Origin of the sequence: Pedobacter yulinensis, from assembly GCF_003029735.1 — a bacterium.
GTDB lineage: Bacteria > Bacteroidota > Bacteroidia > Sphingobacteriales > Sphingobacteriaceae > Pedobacter > Pedobacter yulinensis.
Genome location: NZ_KZ686269.1, coordinates 1084731 through 1103615, shown reverse-complemented (window position 1 = coordinate 1103615; position 18885 = coordinate 1084731). Strand labels below are relative to the sequence as shown.

Annotated in this window: 18 protein-coding genes; 7 read left to right on the top strand and 11 right to left on the bottom strand. The window is 49.1% G+C overall.

The features are described 5' to 3' along the window. Positions 1–26 precede the first annotated feature (26 nt). The 9 genes from C7T94_RS12265 to trpS all read right to left on the bottom strand — a co-directional run bounded on the left by C7T94_RS12265 (position 27) and on the right by trpS (position 12438). Positions 27–1298 carry a nucleoside recognition domain-containing protein gene (locus C7T94_RS12265; protein WP_107215603.1) on the bottom strand — a complete coding sequence of 424 codons (1272 nt, stop codon included), beginning with the start codon at positions 1296–1298 and terminating at the stop codon, positions 27–29. 18 nt (positions 1299–1316) lie between these two features. After that, on the bottom strand, positions 1317–2489 hold the full coding sequence (locus tag C7T94_RS12260; protein ID WP_107215602.1) for a M14 family zinc carboxypeptidase: 1173 nt from the start codon (positions 2487–2489) through the stop codon (positions 1317–1319). A gap of 39 nt (positions 2490–2528) precedes the next feature. After that, on the bottom strand, positions 2529–5366 hold the full coding sequence (locus C7T94_RS12255; RefSeq protein ID WP_107215601.1) for a S9 family peptidase: 2838 nt from the start codon (positions 5364–5366) through the stop codon (positions 2529–2531). Positions 5367–5516: 150 nt separating this feature from the next. Next, the gene (gene yidC, locus C7T94_RS12250) at positions 5517–7310 is read right to left on the bottom strand and encodes a membrane protein insertase YidC (RefSeq protein ID WP_107215600.1); all 1794 of its coding nucleotides are present in this window, start codon (positions 7308–7310) and stop codon (positions 5517–5519) included. 17 nt (positions 7311–7327) lie between these two features. Then, positions 7328–8944: a CTP synthase gene (locus C7T94_RS12245; RefSeq protein WP_107215599.1), complete on the bottom strand. Its 1617-nt coding sequence runs from the start codon at positions 8942–8944 to the stop codon at positions 7328–7330. A gap of 480 nt (positions 8945–9424) precedes the next feature. After that, positions 9425–9955 carry a hypothetical protein gene (locus C7T94_RS12240; RefSeq protein WP_107215598.1) on the bottom strand — a complete coding sequence of 177 codons (531 nt, stop codon included), beginning with the start codon at positions 9953–9955 and terminating at the stop codon, positions 9425–9427. A 44-nt stretch (positions 9956–9999) separates the two neighbouring features. Next, a complete protein-coding gene (gene kdsB, locus C7T94_RS12235) occupies positions 10000–10737 on the bottom strand; it encodes a 3-deoxy-manno-octulosonate cytidylyltransferase (RefSeq protein ID WP_107215597.1) in 738 nt (245 codons plus the stop codon). A gap of 3 nt (positions 10738–10740) precedes the next feature. Further along, entirely contained in the window at positions 10741–11355 is a 615-nt protein-coding gene (locus tag C7T94_RS12230; RefSeq protein WP_107215596.1) for a deoxynucleoside kinase, read from the bottom strand. An 84-nt stretch (positions 11356–11439) separates the two neighbouring features. After that, positions 11440–12438, bottom strand: a complete 999-nt coding sequence (trpS, locus tag C7T94_RS12225; protein ID WP_107215595.1) for a tryptophan--tRNA ligase — start codon at positions 12436–12438, stop codon at positions 11440–11442. 92 nt (positions 12439–12530) lie between these two features. Here trpS and C7T94_RS12220 point away from each other — a divergent pair, with 92 nt between their 5' ends. The 6 genes from C7T94_RS12220 to C7T94_RS12195 all read left to right on the top strand — a co-directional run bounded on the left by C7T94_RS12220 (position 12531) and on the right by C7T94_RS12195 (position 15614). After that, complete coding sequence (locus C7T94_RS12220; RefSeq protein ID WP_107216098.1) at positions 12531–13259, top strand: lysophospholipid acyltransferase family protein; 729 nt, start codon at positions 12531–12533, stop codon at positions 13257–13259. Beyond that, positions 13256–13546, top strand: a complete 291-nt coding sequence (gene gatC, locus C7T94_RS12215; protein WP_107215594.1) for an Asp-tRNA(Asn)/Glu-tRNA(Gln) amidotransferase subunit GatC — start codon at positions 13256–13258, stop codon at positions 13544–13546. The genes C7T94_RS12220 and gatC overlap by 4 nt, the downstream gene beginning before the upstream one ends. A gap of 49 nt (positions 13547–13595) precedes the next feature. Beyond that, positions 13596–14360: an ABC transporter ATP-binding protein gene (locus tag C7T94_RS12210; protein WP_107215593.1), complete on the top strand. Its 765-nt coding sequence runs from the start codon at positions 13596–13598 to the stop codon at positions 14358–14360. A 59-nt stretch (positions 14361–14419) separates the two neighbouring features. Next, a complete protein-coding gene (locus C7T94_RS12205) occupies positions 14420–14968 on the top strand; it encodes a cob(I)yrinic acid a,c-diamide adenosyltransferase (protein ID WP_107215592.1) in 549 nt (182 codons plus the stop codon). Between the two features lie 89 nt (positions 14969–15057). Then, on the top strand, positions 15058–15279 hold the full coding sequence (locus C7T94_RS12200; RefSeq protein WP_107215591.1) for a DUF2795 domain-containing protein: 222 nt from the start codon (positions 15058–15060) through the stop codon (positions 15277–15279). A 176-nt stretch (positions 15280–15455) separates the two neighbouring features. Next, complete coding sequence (locus C7T94_RS12195; RefSeq protein WP_107215590.1) at positions 15456–15614, top strand: lmo0937 family membrane protein; 159 nt, start codon at positions 15456–15458, stop codon at positions 15612–15614. Positions 15615–15664: 50 nt separating this feature from the next. On the opposite strand, the gene C7T94_RS12190 is transcribed toward C7T94_RS12195, so the two are convergent. Then, positions 15665–16336, bottom strand: coding sequence for a 2-C-methyl-D-erythritol 4-phosphate cytidylyltransferase (locus tag C7T94_RS12190; RefSeq protein ID WP_107215589.1), 672 nt, complete (start codon positions 16334–16336; stop codon positions 15665–15667). 10 nt (positions 16337–16346) lie between these two features. Next, complete coding sequence (gene queA / locus C7T94_RS12185; RefSeq protein WP_107215588.1) at positions 16347–17396, bottom strand: tRNA preQ1(34) S-adenosylmethionine ribosyltransferase-isomerase QueA; 1050 nt, start codon at positions 17394–17396, stop codon at positions 16347–16349. A 198-nt stretch (positions 17397–17594) separates the two neighbouring features. Here queA and C7T94_RS12180 point away from each other — a divergent pair, with 198 nt between their 5' ends. Then, positions 17595–18839 carry an ABC transporter permease gene (locus C7T94_RS12180; protein WP_107215587.1) on the top strand — a complete coding sequence of 415 codons (1245 nt, stop codon included), beginning with the start codon at positions 17595–17597 and terminating at the stop codon, positions 18837–18839. Positions 18840–18885 lie beyond the last annotated feature (46 nt).

The following is an 18885-nucleotide window of genomic DNA, read 5'->3' as shown; positions in this document are numbered from 1 at the left end:
GTCAGTACAACCGGGGATTTTTTCTTTTAGCCGAAGAAAAAATACGCGAGGAATATACCTGCAATGATCCCCACCAGGTCTGCAAGCAGCATGGCACCGACCGAATAGCGGGTGTTCCTGACGCTGATGGCGCCGTAATAGACGGCGATAATGTAAAATGTTGTATCTGTAGACCCCTGCAGTGTGGCAGAAAGCCTGCCGGCAAATGAGTCGACCCCGTGTGTTGTCATCGTATTGATCATCATGCCCCGGGCACCGCTTCCGCTGAGCGGTTTGATCAAAGCCGTTGGAATGCCATCAATGAACCGGGTATCTGTACCCAAAGCCGTAAAAACATACTTAAAGCCGCTGATGATGAGCTCAAAAGTGCCGCTGGTACGCAGCAGGCTGATGGCGATCAGCATGCCGACCAGGTAGGGTATAATTTTTACAGAGGTTTCAAAACCACCGCGCGCGCCCTCTACGAAGGCTTCAAAAACATTGATTTTTTTGTAGACGGCACCAAGAATGATCAGGAGGAAAATGAGCAGGATCAAACCGTTACTCAGAATGCCTGAAAAGGATTGCAGGCCGTCGGCGCTTAGCGTGTTCAGGTAAAGCACCAGCATCATGATGGCTGCCGAGATGCCCAGGACCCAGGCCATGATAACCGGCTGGAAAACCCTAATTTTCTGCTTGTAAGAAACGATCAGCATGGCGGCCATGGTGGTAATGAATGTTCCGATCATGCAGGGAATGAAGATATCGGTCGGGTTTGCCGCGTTCAGCGAAGCACGAACGGCAATGATGCTGACCGGAATCAGCGTTAGGCCCGAAGCATGCAGGCAAAGAAACATAATCTGCGCATTGGACGCGGTTTCCTTGTCCTTGTTTAGCTCCTGCAGGCTTTCCATCGCTTTTAGCCCGAAGGGCGTAGCCGCATTGTCGAGTCCGAGCAGGTTGGCCGAAAAGTTCATAACCATGTGCCCCGTGGCCGGATGCCCTTTGGGTATTTCAGGAAATAATCTGGAAAAAAAGGGACTGATGATCCTTGATAGAAGCCTGATGCCCCCGGCGCGCTCGGCAATGCTCATGAACCCCATAAACAGCGCCATGATCCCGATCAGTTTCAGGCAAATATTTACTGCTGTCCAGCAGGTCTCAATTACACCATCCATTTTAAGCGGATTGGCAGCATCATCTGCCTTGCCCACGACCATCCAGTTGAAAATGTCGCTCTGACCAAAAAAGAAGCACTTGATTCCCGCCACAACGATCGCCACAATAATGAAGGCAGACCATATCCTGCTTAATGCCATAGAATGTTTGTTTTAAAGCTATGAAAGTATAAAATTTTTGTTTCTCCGGCCTTTTCTGAACGACAAAATAATCCGTTCTCCGTCATGCAGGTCGAAATCGGCCTCGCTTTCAACATGCACCGGTACCGCAATGCGGAGCGCTTCGCCGGTTATCTCCTCATAAGCCTGGTAGCTATGCAGATCGCCGAGGTCTTTGACCTGGTAAAACTGTGCTGTGGTCGCTGCGTTGTGCTCGGGAATCTCCTGGTAATTGAGTCCGATATCGGCAACGACTCCGTTCACCTGCACCCTGCGCAGCATGACATGCATGAGGGTCTCGGAATTTTTTGGAATTTCAAAATAACGGTCCAGCGCATTTCCGGGGCTCACTCCGCCTGCAATAGCCTGCAGCCCTGCCAGTATCGAAAGAAAATAATATTCGCGCAGGCGCTGTTTTTCAGGGTCCCGCTGCAGTCCGCCGGCCTCGATGAGAATGGTTGCCATACCGGCCTGTTGAAAGTTGTCTCCAAATGCGCGCGGTTCGTGGCTGTCGTCAAAAAGCCCGATCTGGTCAGGCACTAAAGGCGAGATGCGGCTGTACATCTGGGCAATGACAGCGGCAGCCCTGGTCCGGGCCGGGCCGAAAGTAAGCCCGGGCGTGTCTGCCGGAGCCAGGTAGGAGAGGCTGGCTGGTTTGCCCGTTGCGGCAACGCTCCAAAGGGTAGACTGGTCATGCAGGTTAAAACCATAGTCGGGCGTGTGGCGTTCACGCGTTGCTTTCAGCACGCGGGCCTCGGCAGTGACCGTTTGTAGGTAATCTCGATTGATGTCGATTCCCTGCGCTGACCGGCGTGTAAAACGTTCGGCGCCATCGGGGTTGACCATTGGCAGCAGGAGCAGGGTACAGTGTTCCTGTATTTGTTTCCATTCCTCTTTGAATGCAGGGTGGTCAAGAAACCTGAACAGGTCAAACATGGCCATCGTTCCTGTCGCTTCATCACCATGCATCTGGCTCCAGAGAAAAATCTTCACGGGGCCGTTCCCCCACGAGACCAGTCGCAGGCTGCGGCCCTCGGCAGATTGTCCGATTTCTTCAACACTGAATGCCGGCGGCAAACGATCGAGTAAGGGCTGCAGGGCAGCGTGTTTGAAAAAGCGGTCGGTGAGTGCCGGTTCACGGAAGGTGCTGTACTGTGCTAGGAGGTGTTCCATAGAAAAAATAAAAACTCCGGCCCGGGGCCGGAGTTCAGGTTATGGTTTATCGTCTGTAAGTTCAAAACCCCAGCTTCGGCCTTTTTCGGTGGCTGGTATGCCGCCGGTCATCCAGAGCGGCGCTTTTGCACCCTTCAGGTAGTAATCGAAAAATTGCTGCTCGCGGATCTGGATGTCCTTTCGGTTCTGTCTTTCTACAAGATTGTGCGCCTCACCGTTGTAATTCAGCAGCCACACCGGTTTGCCGAGTCGTTTTAAACCGGTAAAAAGTTCAATGCCCTGGTACCATGGCACTGCTCCGTCAGCATCGTTCGCCATGATGGCCAATGGGGTATTGACTTTAGGGAGCATAAACAATGGTGAGTTCTGTATGTACAGTTCCGGTTTTTCCCAGAGTGTTGCGCCGATACGGCTTTGTGTACGCTCATACTGAAACTGCCGGTTCATACCGCTTTCCCAGCGAATGCCGCCGTAAGCCGAAGTCATGTTGGCTACAGGTGCGCCTGCCCATGCTGCGGCATACATGTCATTCTGGGTGATCAGGTAGGCTACCTGGTAACCACCCCAGCTCTGGCCCTGAATACCGATCTTGGTACCGTCTACCCAGCTGTTCTTTTTCAGGCTTTCTACACCCGAATTGATAAACTCAACCGCAGAAGGACCTGGCTGTCCAATCTCGTAGCTGATATCCGGTGCAAACACCAGGTATCCGTTGCTGACGAAAAACGGAATATTCAGGCGGGAAGGAGTAGGCGCAGGCGGTTGGTAACTGTACAGGGTTTCGGAAAGTTTTTCGTAGAAATACACGATCATCGGGTATTTCTTTAACGGGTCAAAGTTCTCCGGTTTGTACAGGATACCGTCAGATTTGTAACCTTTAGGTGTGGTCCAGTGAACGAGTTCTGCGGTGCCCCAATTATAATTGGCCTGCTGCGGATTGGTATTGCTAAGTTTGGTTTCAGTTTTAAGGTCGGTTGTGAAATAGAGATTTGGCGATTGCATATAATTGCCTTTGTCAAACAGGTACAGTTCTGCGTCTTTCGCCTTCGTAAGCGGAGAATATTTGAATTTCCCCATTAGCAGCAGCTCGGGATCTTTTGCAGTTCCGGTGTTGACGCGGTAAAAGCCATTCTCCTTGGTTTTTTCGCTGAAGGCGCTGACATAAATATGCTGCTTGCTCTTCAAAAACCTGTCTTCGTCTGATCCCGGGCCAAAAGGCAGGTTCAGGCGGCTAAAACGGCCATTCCTGTTTTCATAACGGAAGCTGAGGCCATTGGCACGGCCGAAACCATTGGTCAGGTTGCGCGGCTTGCTTTTTCCGTCAGGAGCGAAAGACCAGATATCGTAGCGGTCGTAAATCAATACCGATCTGTCGTCTTCGGTCCAGGCTGCCAGCCCATAGCTCTGTGCGTCGTCGGGTACATCGTTCAGCTCGTCTGCGAACTTTTCTACCATGCCCGCATTCAGCTGCACAACCTGGCCGGTCTTGATGATGTAGCTGTACCAGTTTCCTTTGCGGCGGTCAAAATAGACCACATACTGCCCGTTGGGTGAGACCTCTGCACTGCCGCTCAGATCGTCAATAATTTTTTTGCGGCTGCCGTCGGTGGTGCTGACCAGGTAATAATCGCGACTGGTCCCACCGAGCCACTGCTGCTGGGCGCGCCGTCCGAAATCAGTTGAAGCCAGAACAAAAGGCGCATTGCCCCGGTCTGCCAGCTGGGCATCGGGCAGCCGTTCATCTGTAAGCCTGATAACCTTCGGATTACTGTTGAAAACGTCTATCACGCTCAGGAAACTGCGTTTGCTTTCCCGATCGGCGTTTTTAAGCTGCATAGGTTGCAGGTAATCGTCCTTATAACCCCAGATGTCGAGCTTGGCTACCTCAGACTCGATGATCGTCGTGTCTTTGGGCTTACGGTCGGGCGCGATACCGAAAAACAACTTGTTGCCATCCTGGCTGAAGCCGATCTTTGCCTCGCCGCTAACCGACCATTTAGGCGGGATCCCGGGCATGTCGCCCTCTACCAGGACCTGCGCTGTGTCTGAACCCGGAAAGGCAAAGTAGATCCTGAAGTTTTTGGTCTCTTTTTTCTCGGGATCGGTTTCGCCTGTAAAGGCAATATTTTCGCCCTCTTCGTCAAAAACGAAGTTACTGAAATTGCCTTTGCCGGCAACCAGCGTGCGGGCGGTATTCTTTTCCAGGTTATGCAAAAAAACACCCGCTTTGACTTCGGGTGTCTTCGGCGAACCCTGAACCGCGTAAACAAGCTGTTTACCGTCTTTGCTGAATGCATAACCGGCTACCGAACGGAAAGTGCGCAGCGTACCGGCAGCCAGGTTCCTTAAAACAAGATCACTTGATTCGCGGCCGCTGCTCTTCTTGGGGTCTTCGGTGGGGGCTTTTTTTGCGGTATCGGCAGCTGGTTCAAGCTGGTAAGCCAGGAAAGCACCGCCTTTATCGGCGAACTTGAAGGTTCGCACGCGCGGCACTTTGACAATCGCCGTCCCACCCAGGGTTACAATGCCCAGGCTGTCTTTTGGCATGTCGGCCGGTTTTTTCTTTTTTATTTTTGCCTGCCGTAGGTCTTTGTAATGTGGTTTGATCAGGAAAGCAAGATATTTTGAATCGGCGCTGAAGTCGGCATCAGCCCCCCGGGGTACCGTTATTTTAACCGGCCCGTTTGTGCTTCCTGCATAAAGTACAGCATCGCCCTGCTGCCGGGTAACGGTATAAAAATACCAGTGCCCATCGTTGGTGAGGCGGCGTTCGCCGAGCGCTTCCCAGGAGTCATAAACGGAATGGTCGAGTGGCTTTTTTTGCCCATAAGCCAGGCTGGCCAGGCAGCAGCAAAGCAGCAGCAGTATTCTTCGCATTGTAATGGTTGTTTGGGTTATGAATAATCCCTAAAAATTGCAATTTTTTACGGTAGACCCAAAAGGAGATCAAAATTTTACAATAAGAATCAGAAAATGCACGAAAACAAAAAAGGGCCCTGGCGGACCCTTTCTGTTCAATAGCACTATTTATTTTTTACCTTTTGGCAGCGCTTGCTGTTGACGCATGTAATCGTCAAGACGCTGCTGGAACTTTGATTTTTTCCGTTTCTCTTCGGGTTTAGCCTTGTTTTCCTGGATCATGGCGTGAATTTTCTCGTCGTCTACCATTCTGCGAATGATAAACTGAAGGCCGAAGGTCATCATGTTGGCCAGGAAGTAGTAATAGTTCAGGCCCGACGGGTAACTGTTCAGTACGCCCAGGAAAATGATTGGCATGATGTAGCCAATGTATTTCATCTGGTTGTTGGCGGCGCTGCCGGATGTCAGGTTGTTGTAATAGGCCTGAACCAGTTGCGAAGCGGTCATTAGCAGACACATTAAACTGAGGTGGTCACCAATGAAAGGAATGGTGAAGCCGAATTTCACAAACTCATCATAGGTCGAGAGGTCTTTCATCCACAGAAAACTTTCGCCGCGCAGTTCAAAAAGGTTCGGGAAGAAAAAAAAGAAGGCCATTACGATTGGTAATTGAAGCAGCATCGGTAAACAGCCGCCCAGCGGATTAACCCCTGCCTTTTTATACAGTTTCAGGTATTCCTGCTGAAGCAGGGTAGGATTGTCATCGCCAACTTTGCCCTTGATTTCATCCATTTCCGGTTTCAGTACACGCATTTTCGCCATCGAAAGGTATGACTTGTAAGTGAGCGGCATGAGCACCAGTTTAAGAATAACGGTCAGCACCAGAATGATCAGGCCATAACCCCAGTTGAAACTCTCCAGGAGGTTGAACAGCGGGAGTACGATAAAACGGTTGATGTACTTAAGCGGCCAGTAACCCATGTTCACCTGTTTTTCGAGCTCATAGCCCTGCGCTTTCAATGCCGAGAACTTGTTCGATCCGAAGTAGAACTCCATGCTGTAGGCCTGGTCTGCCTGGTGCGTATAAGGAAGGTCCATATTGGCACCGTACCATTTCACTTCCCGGTTCCCGGTTGGAATGCGCACTTCCAGGCTTCCTTTGTCAAAGCCGTTTTTGTTGATCAGTACAGCAGAAAAGAAGTGCTGTTTAAATGAGAACCATTGAATTTTATCCTCCGTGAGCTCTTTTTTGTCATCTTTTGCTTCGCTCAGGTTGTCGACGCCTTCGTTCAGGTATTTGTAATAAGGCGCTGAGTACCGGTGTTCACTTTCAATGGATTGCTCCTGCTGCAGCAGGGTCGACTCCCAGTTCAGGGTCAGGCTGTTTCCTGAAATAACCTGTTGCATGCCCACCACGTTGATATTAAACTCGACCTTATTTGATCCCGGTTTCAATGCGTAACGGTATTCGAGGTATTGCCCCGGGCCATACATGGCACGCATACTCAATTCGCCGTTGTTCTGCTTTGGGGTAAAAAAGAGTTCGTTCGTATTGAACACCCGGCCGGCGGCATTAAGTTTAAACCCGAATTTGTTGCCCGGGCCGTTGAACAGGATCAGGGGCCGGCCATCGAAGGTTTTTGCGCCCTTTACTTCAGCTGAAAAAATTCTGCCGCCTTTGTTGCTGAAAGTCAGCTTCAGGTTTTCGTTTTCGAGCACAGATGTTTGCTCGGCACCTGTCAGCGCAGCGCCGAACGGACCTTTCAATGTAGCCGAATCTGGCGTACGCACGGCTGCCGGGGCGATGTTCCTTGCTGCCGGACCTGCCGTTTTTGTTGTAGCCTCTTTTTTCTGTCTTTCCCTTTCTTTCTGAATTTCTGCCTCGCTTGGTTTGAAAAAGTAGAACGAAGCTCCGAAAATGATCAGGATCAGGAAGAGGCCTGTGAATGTATTTCTATCCATTATAATGTTTGCTGCTTTTATTTGCTTGGTTTTTTAGCGTGTTCTTTTGCAGCGGCGACAAATTTAACAAAAAGTGGGTGAGGATTTGCTACGGTCGACTTTAATTCCGGGTGGAATTGTCCGCCAATGAAAAAGGGGTGGTTTTTTAGCTCAATAATTTCGACAAGCTTGCTTTCGGGATTGATCCCAGAGGCGATCATGCCTGCGTCTTCATACTGCTGCAGGTAAGCGCTGTTGAACTCGTACCGGTGGCGGTGACGTTCGGTGATGTGGGTGCGTCCGTAAATGGCAAATGCCTTGCTGCCTTTTTTCAGGTCGCACGGGTAAGAGCCCAGGCGCATGGTGCCGCCTTTTTCTGTGATCTTTTTCTGCTCCTCCATCATATTGATGACAGGATGTGCACAGTTTTCGTCAATTTCAGTGGTGTGCGCACCTTCCAGGCCAATGACATTGCGGCCATACTCGATAACGGCACATTGCATGCCCAGGCAGATGCCGAAAAAAGGAACGTTGTTTTCGCGAACATACCTGATGGTGTCAATTTTACCTTCTATGCCGCGGCTGCCAAAACCCGGCGCCACGAGAACGCCGTCCAGGTGGCCCAGTTTTTCATGCGCATTGTCAGGATAAATGCCCTCAGAGTGGATATATTCTACTTTTACCTTGCACTCATTCTTTGACCCTGCGTGTACGAAACCTTCAATAATGGATTTATACGCATCCGGCAATTCCACATACTTACCGACCAGGCCGATCCTGACCTCTGAAGTCGGGTTTTTGAGACGGCCAAGGAATTCTTTCCAGCTTTCCATGTCGGGCTCATTCTTCTGAGCAAGTTTCAGTTTACTGAGCACGGTTTTATCGAGCTGCTCTTTCATCATCAGCAAAGGCACATCGTAGATGGTCGACGCATCGCGCGACTCGATAACGGCATTGACATTGACATTACAGAACAGGGCGATTTTTTTACGGATGTCTTGCGAAATGGGATGTTCGGTGCGGCATACGAGGATATCCGGCTGGATGCCGTACTCAAGCAGCGCTTTGACCGAGTGTTGTGTTGGCTTGGTTTTCAGCTCGCCTGCGGCAGCCAGGAAAGGAATCAGCGTGAGGTGAATGACGATGGCGTTGTTTGCACCTTCTTCCCATTTGAATTGCCGCACAGCCTCGATAAACGGCAGCGACTCGATGTCGCCAACCGTACCGCCAAGTTCAGTTATTACGATGTCGAACTCGCCGCTGTTTCCCAGGATGCGCATGTTGCGTTTGATTTCATCTGTGATGTGCGGAACCACCTGAACGGTCTTGCCCAGGTAGGCACCCTGACGTTCGGCATTGATTACGTTCTGATAAATGCGCCCGGTCGTAATGTTGTTTGCCTGTGATGTAGGAACATTCAGGAAACGTTCATAATGACCCAGGTCCAGGTCAGTTTCGGCGCCGTCTTCAGTAACGAAGCATTCTCCGTGCTCATAAGGGTTTAACGTTCCCGGATCGATGTTGATATAAGGATCAAATTTCTGAATGGTTACCCGGTAACCCCTAGCTTGCAGGAGTTTAGCTAATGATGCGGAAATGATGCCTTTACCCAAAGAGGATGTGACACCGCCCGTAACAAAAATATACTTCGTCATGATTTGTGAGTTTATTCGGCCTTACCTGAAAACAGGTTCGGTTTTCATTTTGTACGGGATACAAAGGTAGAAAATTTAGGGGCATTCAGGGGTTTTGTTGATAAGATATTTATCAAAAGCTGAAATAAAAAATGCCCGGGGGAGACCGGGCAGCTCATTATATTTGGTTTGTTAGATTGGGTTCAGGTTGATCTTGCAACTTGCCTTATAAAAGGAACAGTGTCAAATTCTTTACACTAAGATAAAGTTAATTTAAAAATTGCAAGTTGCATGAAATTCACAGTAAAAAAAACGAATAAAACTGTAACTATTTGATAATTAGGATTATAAATTTAAATTATATCAATTCCACTCATTTTGTCGAATTTCGGCGACCGGGACGATATCTTAGTGTAATAATTACACTAAGTGCTGTCGGGATCTGAAAAGGTGACCTGGAGCAGCGCAACTTTGTTTCAGCTGCCTCCGTGTGTTTGCCGATTAGCAACATTTGTAATAGATGCGAACCCCGCCTGCGGCAGCCGACCAGCCGATGTAAACATTGGTCTCTTTTCCGAGCCGGTATTTAAAACCGTTAAGACGGCTTTTTTTGAGCTCTTCGTAAAAGGCTTTGTCAGGAACGTTGGCGTCAGCCTGTTCGTTTTCTGTAACGGCCGGAATCAGGAAGTTCTCCTCGTCGAAGAACCGGTTGACTTCTTCTGTCAGAAAGGCGGCCTGATTTTTTTCTTTAGAAAGGTCAAGTTCTGAATCGTAATTTGCAAAAAGGTCTTTCGCGGCGATGCTGGTCCTGTAAATTTCACGGCCGTCGGCCTTGCTGATGCTAAAAACCAGCGTGCCTGAAGCAAGGGTCTTCCCATTAAAGGTAAGCCGGAAAGTATCTTTTTTTGTGCTGTCTGAAAAATATACGGCAGCTTCTTTTGGCGGCAGTAGTATTGCGGTGTTTTGTTTGTCGGCACCGGGCTGACATGCGAGACACAGCAACGGAATCAGGGCATACAGGATTCTTTTCATATACATAGGTTACCGCCAAGATAGCTTTTTTTTCGAATTGCCGTTCAGATCAGGTGAGCAACCTTTTCGAGGTCTTGAGGGGTGTCGATCGCTACGGTTTCAAGTTCGGTTTCCCGGGTATAGATGCGCATACCATGTTCAAGCCAGCGAAGCTGCTCCAGGCTTTCGGCCTGCTCAAGCGGCGCCGGCAACAATTCACGGATCTGGCGCAAAGCTGCAGCACGATAGCCGTAAATGCCCAGGTGTTTGTAATAAACGTGCCGGGCCAGCCAGTTGTCTGTACTGTCATTTCTAAAGTAAGGAATGGGGTGCCTGCTGAAATAGACGGCCTCCTGCTCCTGGCTGCACACGACCTTGGGGATATTCGGGTTAAAAAGCTCTTCAGCTGCCGTTATCTTTTTGATGAGCGTGGCAAGCTGCACCTGCTTGCCTGCAAAACAACGCGCAACAAGCGTGATTTGCGCAGGATCGATGAACGGCTCATCGCCCTGGATGTTGATCAGTACATCATAACCGGGCAGCAGTTCGAGTACCTCGGCGCAGCGGTCAGTTCCGCTCTGGTGTTCGGCGGCGGTCATGATAAACCGGCCGCCAAAGCCCTTTACCTCGTCGGCAATGCGCTGGTCATCGGTTGCCACGACAACAAGTTCCAGTTCGCTGCACTTACTGGCTTGCTCATATACGCGCCTGATCATGGTTTTGCCGCCAATGTCTGCCAGCGGCTTACCGGGAAACCTGGACGAGGCATAACGCGCCGGTATGACTCCTAAAATACGTGACATCTTTTAAAATAAACCGTTTATTTCTGCTTCTACCGCCTGGATCACGAGGCTCAGGTCTTCGACATTGTTGCTGAAATCGAGGCGGTCTTTATCAAGTATCAACAAGCGGCCCAACTGATAGTTTTGTATCCAGTTTTCATATTTTTCATTCAGCTTAGACAGGTAATCGATCCTGATGCTGGCCTCATATTCCCTGCCGCGGCGCTGGATGTTGTTAACCAGCGTTGGCACTGATGCGCGTAAATAGATCAGCAGGTCAGGCGGTTTGATGAAAGAGGTAATGTTGTCAAAAATTGCGCGGTAGTTGTGGTAGTCGCGGGTGGTCATCAGGCTCATTTCATGAAGGTTCTCAGCAAAAATGTAGGCATCTTCATAAATCGTGCGATCCTGGATCACGTTGCGCTTGCTTTTTTCAATATCGACAAGCTGCTGGAAACGGCTGTTTAGAAAATAGATCTGCAGGTTAAAACTCCAGCGTTTCATGTCGCTGTAAAAATCTTCGAGATAGGGGTTGTTGTCTACCGCTTCGTACAAGGCTTCCCAACCGTAATTTTTTGCCAGCAGACCCGTCAGGGTTGTTTTGCCGGCACCGATGTTTCCAACAATCGCTATGTGCATATTGATTCAATTCGAGGTGCAGATTTTGCCCTTAGGCAGACTAATATAACATTCTCCCGCAACATGCGGGTTATGGGTATTTTTCTAAAAACTTCTGAATCCGATCAGCTCGCGAACTTCCCTAACGGTCTTAGACGCGCTTTCGCGGCCTTTTTCCCGGCCAATGGCAGCAACCTTTTTCAGATAGTCAGTGTCGGCCGCAATGACCTGCATGCGCTCCCTGATCGGCGCTGTAGCGAGGATCATGTCTTCGGCAAGTTGCTTCTTGAAATCGCCGTAACGGATGGCACATTGGTTGTACAGTGCTTCAAAGTGCGCAAGTGTATCGGGGGCAGAGACGACTTTCATCAGGTCGAACAGGTTCTGGATCGGCTCCGGCTTTGGTTGGTTCTCGACGGTCGGGCCGCCATCACTTACTGCCCGCATTACTTTTTTTCTGATTACTTCAGGCTCATCTGAAAGATTGATGACGTTGCCTTCACCCTCAGATTTGCCCATTTTGCCTTTGCCGTCAAGGCCTGGTACTTTGACCAGATTGGTTGCGTAGGTAAACGCAAAGGGCTCAGGAAAATAGTCGCTGTTGTAAAGGCGGTTAAACCTGTTTCCGAAGGTACGGGCCATTTCCAGGTGCTGTTCCTGATCTTTGCCGACCGGGACCTTGGTGGCTTTGTGGATCAGGATATCTGCCGCCATCAGAACCGGGTAGGTGAGTAAGCCGGCATTCACATTGTCCGGATTGCCGCGAACCTTATCCTTGAACGAGGCGCTGCGTTCCAGTTCGCCTACGTAAGCGTTCATATTCAGATACAGGTAGAGTTCGGTTACTTCAGGCACATCAGACTGGATATAAATGGTACTCAGCTCTGGGTCAATGCCGCAGGCCAGGTATTCAACCAGTACCTGCCTCACATTGCCGTGCAGGTTGGCTGGTGTGGGATGCGTGGTCAGCGAATGAAGGTCTGCAATAAAGAAAAAACAATTGTAGTCGTGCTGCATCTGCACGAAGTTCTTCAATGCCCCGTAATAGTTGCCAAGATGTAACTTTCCTGTAGAGCGAATCCCGCTCACTACCGTTTCTTTCATGCGGCGAAATTAAGAAAGAATTGAAACATTCGGCAGATCAATTCGCAGCACCCGGAAAATTCGTGGCATTTTTTTTTATTTTTGGCGGGTATATGAAAATCCTCAAACAGCTTCACCGTGTCTGGTTCATGCTCCTGGTTTTCATTTTTTTTCTCCTGTTTTTCCCATTTTATTACCTCAGTTCAAGAAATGAACGGTTTTACCCCGTTCTGAATTTTTTCAGACGCCTGCACAGTTTTCTGGCAAGTGCCCTGGCAGGAATCTTTTACGTGTATCATGTTGAACAGCGGCTACCGGCCGGCGCAACATATATTTACTGTGCCAACCATACGTCAAATCTCGATATCATGGTTTTTTGCATCCTGGCCAAGGGCAGTTACCATTTCATGGGAAAGGAGGAGCTGCTGAAAAACCCGATACTCCGGTTGTTCTTTAAGACCATAGATATTACCGTAAACCGGGATAGCAAGATATCTTCATTCCGCGCCTTCAAAAAAGCCGGCGAAAACCTGGATAAAGGGATGAGCCTGGTCATTTTTCCCGAAGGCAAGATAGATGACCAGTATCCGCCCCGCCTGCACAGCTTCAAAAATGGGCCGTTCAGGCTGGCCATAGACAAAAATATTCCGATCGTTCCGGTGTCAATTGCCGATATTTGGAAAGTTTTGTGGGACGATGGGAGCAGGCTGGGCTCGAGGCCGGGACGCTGCCGGATATTCGTTCATGCCCCGGTGAGCGTGACAGGATTATCGCTGGCTGATGATGAACAGCTCCGCGACCATGTTTTTGAAAAAATTAAAAGTAAACTGACAGACCAATGAACCTCGATAAAGAGCGTATTTATAAGATCGCCGACCTGGCACGTATTCACATAGAAGATAAAGATATTGATACATTGCGTGCAGACATGAACAGGATTCTTACATTCATGGAAAAACTGAACGAGCTTGATACCACTCATGTCGAGCCGCTCCGGTACATGAACGAACAGGTAAATACCTGGCGGGCAGATGAAGTGAGGAATGAACTGAGTACTGAAGAGGGGCTGATGAATGCTGCCGAACACAACGACCGGTTTTTTCTCGTTCCGAAGATTATTGAAAAATAAAGCGGGCTGTAACATTCACTTGGCACTGCCTGTCTAAAAAGAAAAAGCGATGCAGAAAGATACCCCACTGATCATTATCAAAGATATCGGCCGGAAGTACGTTATTGGAACGGAAGTGATCCATGCCATAAAGTCGGTTTCTCTTGAGATCAAAAAAGGCGAGTTTGTAGCCTTGATGGGGCCGTCAGGTTCAGGAAAGTCTACGCTCATGAACATTTTAGGCTGCCTGGACACGCCAAGCAAGGGCGACTACATTCTGAACGGCATCAATGTGAGCCAGATGTCTGATGATGCACTGGCTGAAGTGAGAAACAAAGAAATTGGTTTTGTATTTCAAACGTTTAACCTGCTTCCGAGATCAACCTCGCTTGATAATGTGGCCCTGCCGCTTATTTATGCTGGTGCAAGCCGTAAAGAGCGGGAAGAACGCGCCGCCAAAGCGCTGGAGAATGTGGGCCTTGGCAACCGCATGGACCACAAACCCAACGAACTCTCGGGCGGGCAGCGGCAGCGGGTTGCTGTAGCACGTGCACTGATCAATGACCCTTCTATTATTCTTGCCGATGAGCCCACGGGAAACCTGGACACCAAAACCTCGATCGAGATCATGGGATTGTTGGAAGAGATACACAGCCGCGGCAATACGATTATCCTGGTTACCCATGAAGAAGATATTGCGCAGCATGCCCACCGGATCGTCAGGATGCGCGATGGCCTGGTAGAAAATGATTACCCGAACACAGACGTAAAGTCGGTATCTCCCCGTTTGCAGGCCCTTCGCGATTCAGGATCAGACTGGGAAAAGATCAGCTAGACTTACAAAGTGCGAATAAAGAGCCTTAGTCCGTAAGGCTTTTTTTATACCTTATTCTCATGAAGATTTACACTAAAACCGGCGATAAAGGAGAAACTTCTCTTATTGGCGGCACAAGGGTTTCAAAGGCGCATGTACGCATTGAAAGCTACGGCACGGTCGATGAACTTAACTCATATATAGGCCTGATTGCGAGCCATGAAACCGGTGTGCATACAGGCCAGCTGCTGAAAGAAATACAAGACAGGTTATTTACCATCGGTTCATCGCTGGCTGCAGACCCGGAAAAATCCAGGATGAAAATCCCCGACCTCACTGCCGATGATGTCTTGCTGCTCGAGAACGAAATGGATCAGATGAATGCGGCGCTGCCTGAGCTCAGGCACTTCATCCTGCCAGGGGGAGGAACGGCTGCCGCTTTCTGCCATATTGCCCGCTGTGTGTGCCGCCGGGCAGAGCGTCTGGTTATTGCACTTTCTGCAGAAAGCTTTGTGGACCAGCAGGTTATAATTTACCTTAACCGGCTTAGCGACTACCTGTTTGTTCTGGCACGGAAACTGTGCAGCGATGCCGGAAAGGAAGAAAATAAGTGGATTCCACGCGTTTAAATACGTTGAAAAAAATGTTTGGATATTAGATTATTTTTAATATACTTTTGCGATTAATTGAAATACACTAAAATTTAACAACAGGGAATATGTATTGGACACTAGAATTGGCATCACACCTGGAAGATGCGCCATGGCCTGCAACTAAAGATGAATTAATTGATTACGGCATTCGTTCAGGTGCCCCTGTCGAGGTGATTGAGAACCTTCAGGCACTGGAAGATGACGGCGAGCCCTATGAAAGTATCGAGGAAATCTGGCCGGATTACCCGACCAAGGAAGATTTTTTCTTTAACGAAGATGAATACTAGTTTTACTTAACGATATCAGAGGCCGGATGCAAATCCGGCCTTTCTTTTTTTGTCTCCCATTCTTTTTGCCTAAGTGTCAGTGCTGTGTCTGTTTTTTGTTGGTCCAAACGAAACAATCAGTCGGCAGTGCATGTTTAATCACCAAATAACATACTTAAAAACTAAATTAAGAACCTATGGGAAATTTATTGTATTTGGTTGCCGTTGTATTGGTTATACTCTGGGTAATCGGCTTTTTCTTTAATGGATTTGGTGATGTGGGTGGTATCATTCACGTCCTGCTCGTCATCGCAGTTATTGCCATCTTGCTCAAAGTGATAAACAGGGCAGCATAATCGCCAGAAAATATATTAATCAACCCGGTTGCAGACAGCACCGGGTTTTTTTATGGCTTGGGCACAAGCAGTGCTTCGGCCAGAATGAGGTCTGCAGGATAAGTGATCTTGATGTTCGTGCGTTCGCCCTGCTCCAGGAAAATTTCCACACCTGAAGATTCCACTACACTCGCATCATCTGTATAGCCCTTGTTATAGGGTCTGCCATAGGCGGGCAGTAACTGCGATGACCGGAACACCTGCGGCGTTTGGACCAGGAATACCTGCCGGCGGTCTGTCGCTCGGTTTTTCCCCCCGGCTGCGATCCGGATGCTATCTGTAGCCTGCACTGCGGCTACGGCATTTCCTTCGCGTGCGGCACTGGTATAACAGCGGTCAATCAATTCGGTACTGACAAGGGGGCGGGCAGCATCATGGACAGATACAATACCAGGTTCTGTGATCAGGGACAGCGCGTTTTTAACAGAATGGAAGCGTTCAATACCCGATTGTACGATCTGGTGGGGGATGCGGAAATCAAAGGTTTTGCACAATGACGCCCAACGCGCCTGTTCAGCTGGATGAAGCACAAGGATGATGTCCGGCTGAAATGAACTGGAGGCGAAGGCCTGCAGCGTATACATCAGCAGCGGCCTGCCATTCAGCGGCAGGAACTGTTTAGGTACGTCTGCACCCATCCGGTTCCCGCTGCCCCCGGCAACGACAATAGCGTAGTGCCTCATGCCACACCGTTTAGATGATCAGCATGGCGTCGCCATAGCTGTAAAAGCGGTATTTTTCTTTCACCGCAATCTCATAGGCGTTCATGACATTGTCATAGCCGCCAAAGGCTGCGATCATCATGAGGAGCGTAGATTCTGGTGTATGGAAATTGGTGATCATCGAGTTTGCGATGCTGAAATCATAAGGAGGGAAGATGAACTTGCTCGTCCAGTCGCTCGCTGCTTTCAATGTATGGCTGGCAGATACAGCAGACTCGATCGCACGCATGCTTGTCGTTCCGACCGCGCAGATGCGTCGTTTCTCTTCGAGTGCTTTATTTACAATACGTGCGTCGCGGTCTTCGATAATAAACTGCTCAGAGTCCATCTTGTGTTTGGTCAGGTCTTCCACTTCCACCGGACGAAATGTGCCAAGGCCCACATGGAGGGTTACTTCAGCAAACTCAATCCCTTTAAGTTCGAGCCGTTTCATCAGCTCACGGCTAAAGTGCAGGCCGGCTGTCGGAGCCGCTACTGCGCCCTCGTGTTTAGCGAAGATGGTCTGGTACCTTTCTTTGTCCTGGGCTGTAGCCTTGCGCTTAATGTATTTGGGAAGGGGTGTTTCGCCCAGAATCTCTACATTTTTCCGGAACTCTTCATCCGTACCGTCGAACAGGAAACGTATGGTGCGACCGCGTGAAGTGGTATTGTCCACAACTTCGGCAACGAGCAGATCGTCATCGCCGAAATACAGCTTGTTGCCCACCCGAATCTTTCTTGCAGGATCTACAAGTACATCCCAGAGCCGCAATTCCTTATTCAGCTCACGAAGCAAGAACACCTCGATGGTGGCGCCGGTCTTTTCCTTGTTGCCATAAAGACGTGCCGGGAATACTTTCGTGTTGTTCAGGATCATGACATCCTTATCGTCAAAATAGTCCAAGACATCTTTAAAAATCTTGTGTTCAATCTTACCACTGTCTTTATGCAGAACCATTAAACGGGCTTCGTCCCGGTTTTCTGAAGGAGTACTTGCGATGAGCGAGTCGGGCAAATTGAACTTAAACTGCGATAATTTCATAATCTGACTTGATATTTTAAGGGCGCAAATTTACAAAAATAATTTCTTTTTTAAGATTGCATAAAACGCATCAGGTAATTAACCGGTTACAGGGCCAATTTGTTGCTGTCAGACCACTATAAATTTGCTTTTGTATCTTTTTTACTAAGACGCGGCTTTATGTAACCTTTTTGGTTAGTTTTGGTCTAAACGTTAATTATGATCGTTTTCAGACTTATTGGCGAAAGCTTTCGCTTCGCGCTCGACGCCATTCGCCAGAACAAGCTTCGCACCATTTTGTCACTGCTGGGCATTACCATCGGTATTTTTACCATTATAGCCGTTTTCACTGCTGTAGATACGCTTCGCAATAAACTGCAGGAAAGCGTTGATAAACTGGGCTCTAAAACAATCTTTATCCAGAAGTGGCCCTGGGGAGGTTTCGGCGATTACCCCTGGTGGAAATACATGAACAGACCTGAGCCTTCACCCCGGGATTATGAACAGTTGCGCAGGCGCATGGAGAATGCCCAGGGCATTACTTACGAGGCAGCTGCACAAAACCGGGTCATCAAATACCGGAGTTCTTCGGTTGAAGGCGCAACGGTCTGGGCTGCCTCGGCCGACTTTGACAAAACCTGGAGTTTTGAATTGCAGGAGGGACGATACTTTACTGAAAACGAAAGTAAATCAGGCACACCTATCTGCGTGATGGGCGCTGAAATAGCCGAAGGCTTGTTTGGCGGCGGGGCTGCCGTAGGTAAACAGGTCAAGGTAATGGGCAGGCGCGTTACCGTTGTGGGCGTGTTCAAGAAAGAGGGCGAAGATATGCTGGGCATGTCGCAGGATAAAAACGTCCTGATCCCGATCAATTTTGCCAAAGGACTTTTCGATATCAGGAATGAACGGTACGACCCGCAGATTACGGTACGGGGAAACGATCAGGTAAGTCTGGAGGAGATAGAAAGCGAACTTCAGGGGCTGATGCGTTCTATTCACCGGCTCAAACCCGGCCAGGAAGATGATTTTGCGCTGAATAAAACGACCATCATTTCCAACCAGCTCGACACCATGTTCAGTATGGTTAAAATTGCCGGTTGGGTCATCGGCGGTTTTTCCATCCTGGTTGGTGGTTTTGGTATAGCCAATATCATGTTTGTGTCGGTCAAGGAGCGCACCAACATCATCGGCATACAGAAATCACTTGGGGCGAAAAACTATTTTATTCTGCTGCAGTTCATGTTCGAAGCAATTTTGCTTTGTTTGCTGGGCGGCCTGCTTGGACTGCTGTTTGTCTTTATCTTCACGCAGGTGTTCACGCATCTGCTCGATATAGAGATCATTCTGGATATGGGCAACATCATACTCGGGATTGGCATTTCGGTGATTATTGGCAGCATTTCCGGTTTTTCGCCGGCATTTTCCGCCTCGAGGCTCGATCCCGTCGAAGCGATCCGTTCCTAAGTTCCAGCGCAATTTAGCTGACACTATAAAAAAATCCCCCGCGGGC

Coding starts and splice junctions, on each gene's coding strand:
- C7T94_RS12265 (WP_107215603.1), bottom strand. CDS start 1,298: ATGGCATTAAGCAGGATATGGTCTGCCTTCATTATTGTGGCGATCGTT.
- C7T94_RS12260 (WP_107215602.1), bottom strand. CDS start 2,489: ATGGAACACCTCCTAGCACAGTACAGCACCTTCCGTGAACCGGCACTC.
- C7T94_RS12255 (WP_107215601.1), bottom strand. CDS start 5,366: ATGCGAAGAATACTGCTGCTGCTTTGCTGCTGCCTGGCCAGCCTGGCT.
- yidC (WP_107215600.1), bottom strand. CDS start 7,310: ATGGATAGAAATACATTCACAGGCCTCTTCCTGATCCTGATCATTTTC.
- C7T94_RS12245 (WP_107215599.1), bottom strand. CDS start 8,944: ATGACGAAGTATATTTTTGTTACGGGCGGTGTCACATCCTCTTTGGGT.
- C7T94_RS12240 (WP_107215598.1), bottom strand. CDS start 9,955: ATGAAAAGAATCCTGTATGCCCTGATTCCGTTGCTGTGTCTCGCATGT.
- kdsB (WP_107215597.1), bottom strand. CDS start 10,737: ATGTCACGTATTTTAGGAGTCATACCGGCGCGTTATGCCTCGTCCAGG.
- C7T94_RS12230 (WP_107215596.1), bottom strand. CDS start 11,355: ATGCACATAGCGATTGTTGGAAACATCGGTGCCGGCAAAACAACCCTG.
- trpS (WP_107215595.1), bottom strand. CDS start 12,438: ATGAAAGAAACGGTAGTGAGCGGGATTCGCTCTACAGGAAAGTTACAT.
- C7T94_RS12220 (WP_107216098.1), top strand. CDS start 12,531: ATGAAAATCCTCAAACAGCTTCACCGTGTCTGGTTCATGCTCCTGGTT.
- gatC (WP_107215594.1), top strand. CDS start 13,256: ATGAACCTCGATAAAGAGCGTATTTATAAGATCGCCGACCTGGCACGT.
- C7T94_RS12210 (WP_107215593.1), top strand. CDS start 13,596: ATGCAGAAAGATACCCCACTGATCATTATCAAAGATATCGGCCGGAAG.
- C7T94_RS12205 (WP_107215592.1), top strand. CDS start 14,420: ATGAAGATTTACACTAAAACCGGCGATAAAGGAGAAACTTCTCTTATT.
- C7T94_RS12200 (WP_107215591.1), top strand. CDS start 15,058: ATGTATTGGACACTAGAATTGGCATCACACCTGGAAGATGCGCCATGG.
- C7T94_RS12195 (WP_107215590.1), top strand. CDS start 15,456: ATGGGAAATTTATTGTATTTGGTTGCCGTTGTATTGGTTATACTCTGG.
- C7T94_RS12190 (WP_107215589.1), bottom strand. CDS start 16,336: ATGAGGCACTACGCTATTGTCGTTGCCGGGGGCAGCGGGAACCGGATG.
- queA (WP_107215588.1), bottom strand. CDS start 17,396: ATGAAATTATCGCAGTTTAAGTTCAATTTGCCCGACTCGCTCATCGCA.
- C7T94_RS12180 (WP_107215587.1), top strand. CDS start 17,595: ATGATCGTTTTCAGACTTATTGGCGAAAGCTTTCGCTTCGCGCTCGAC.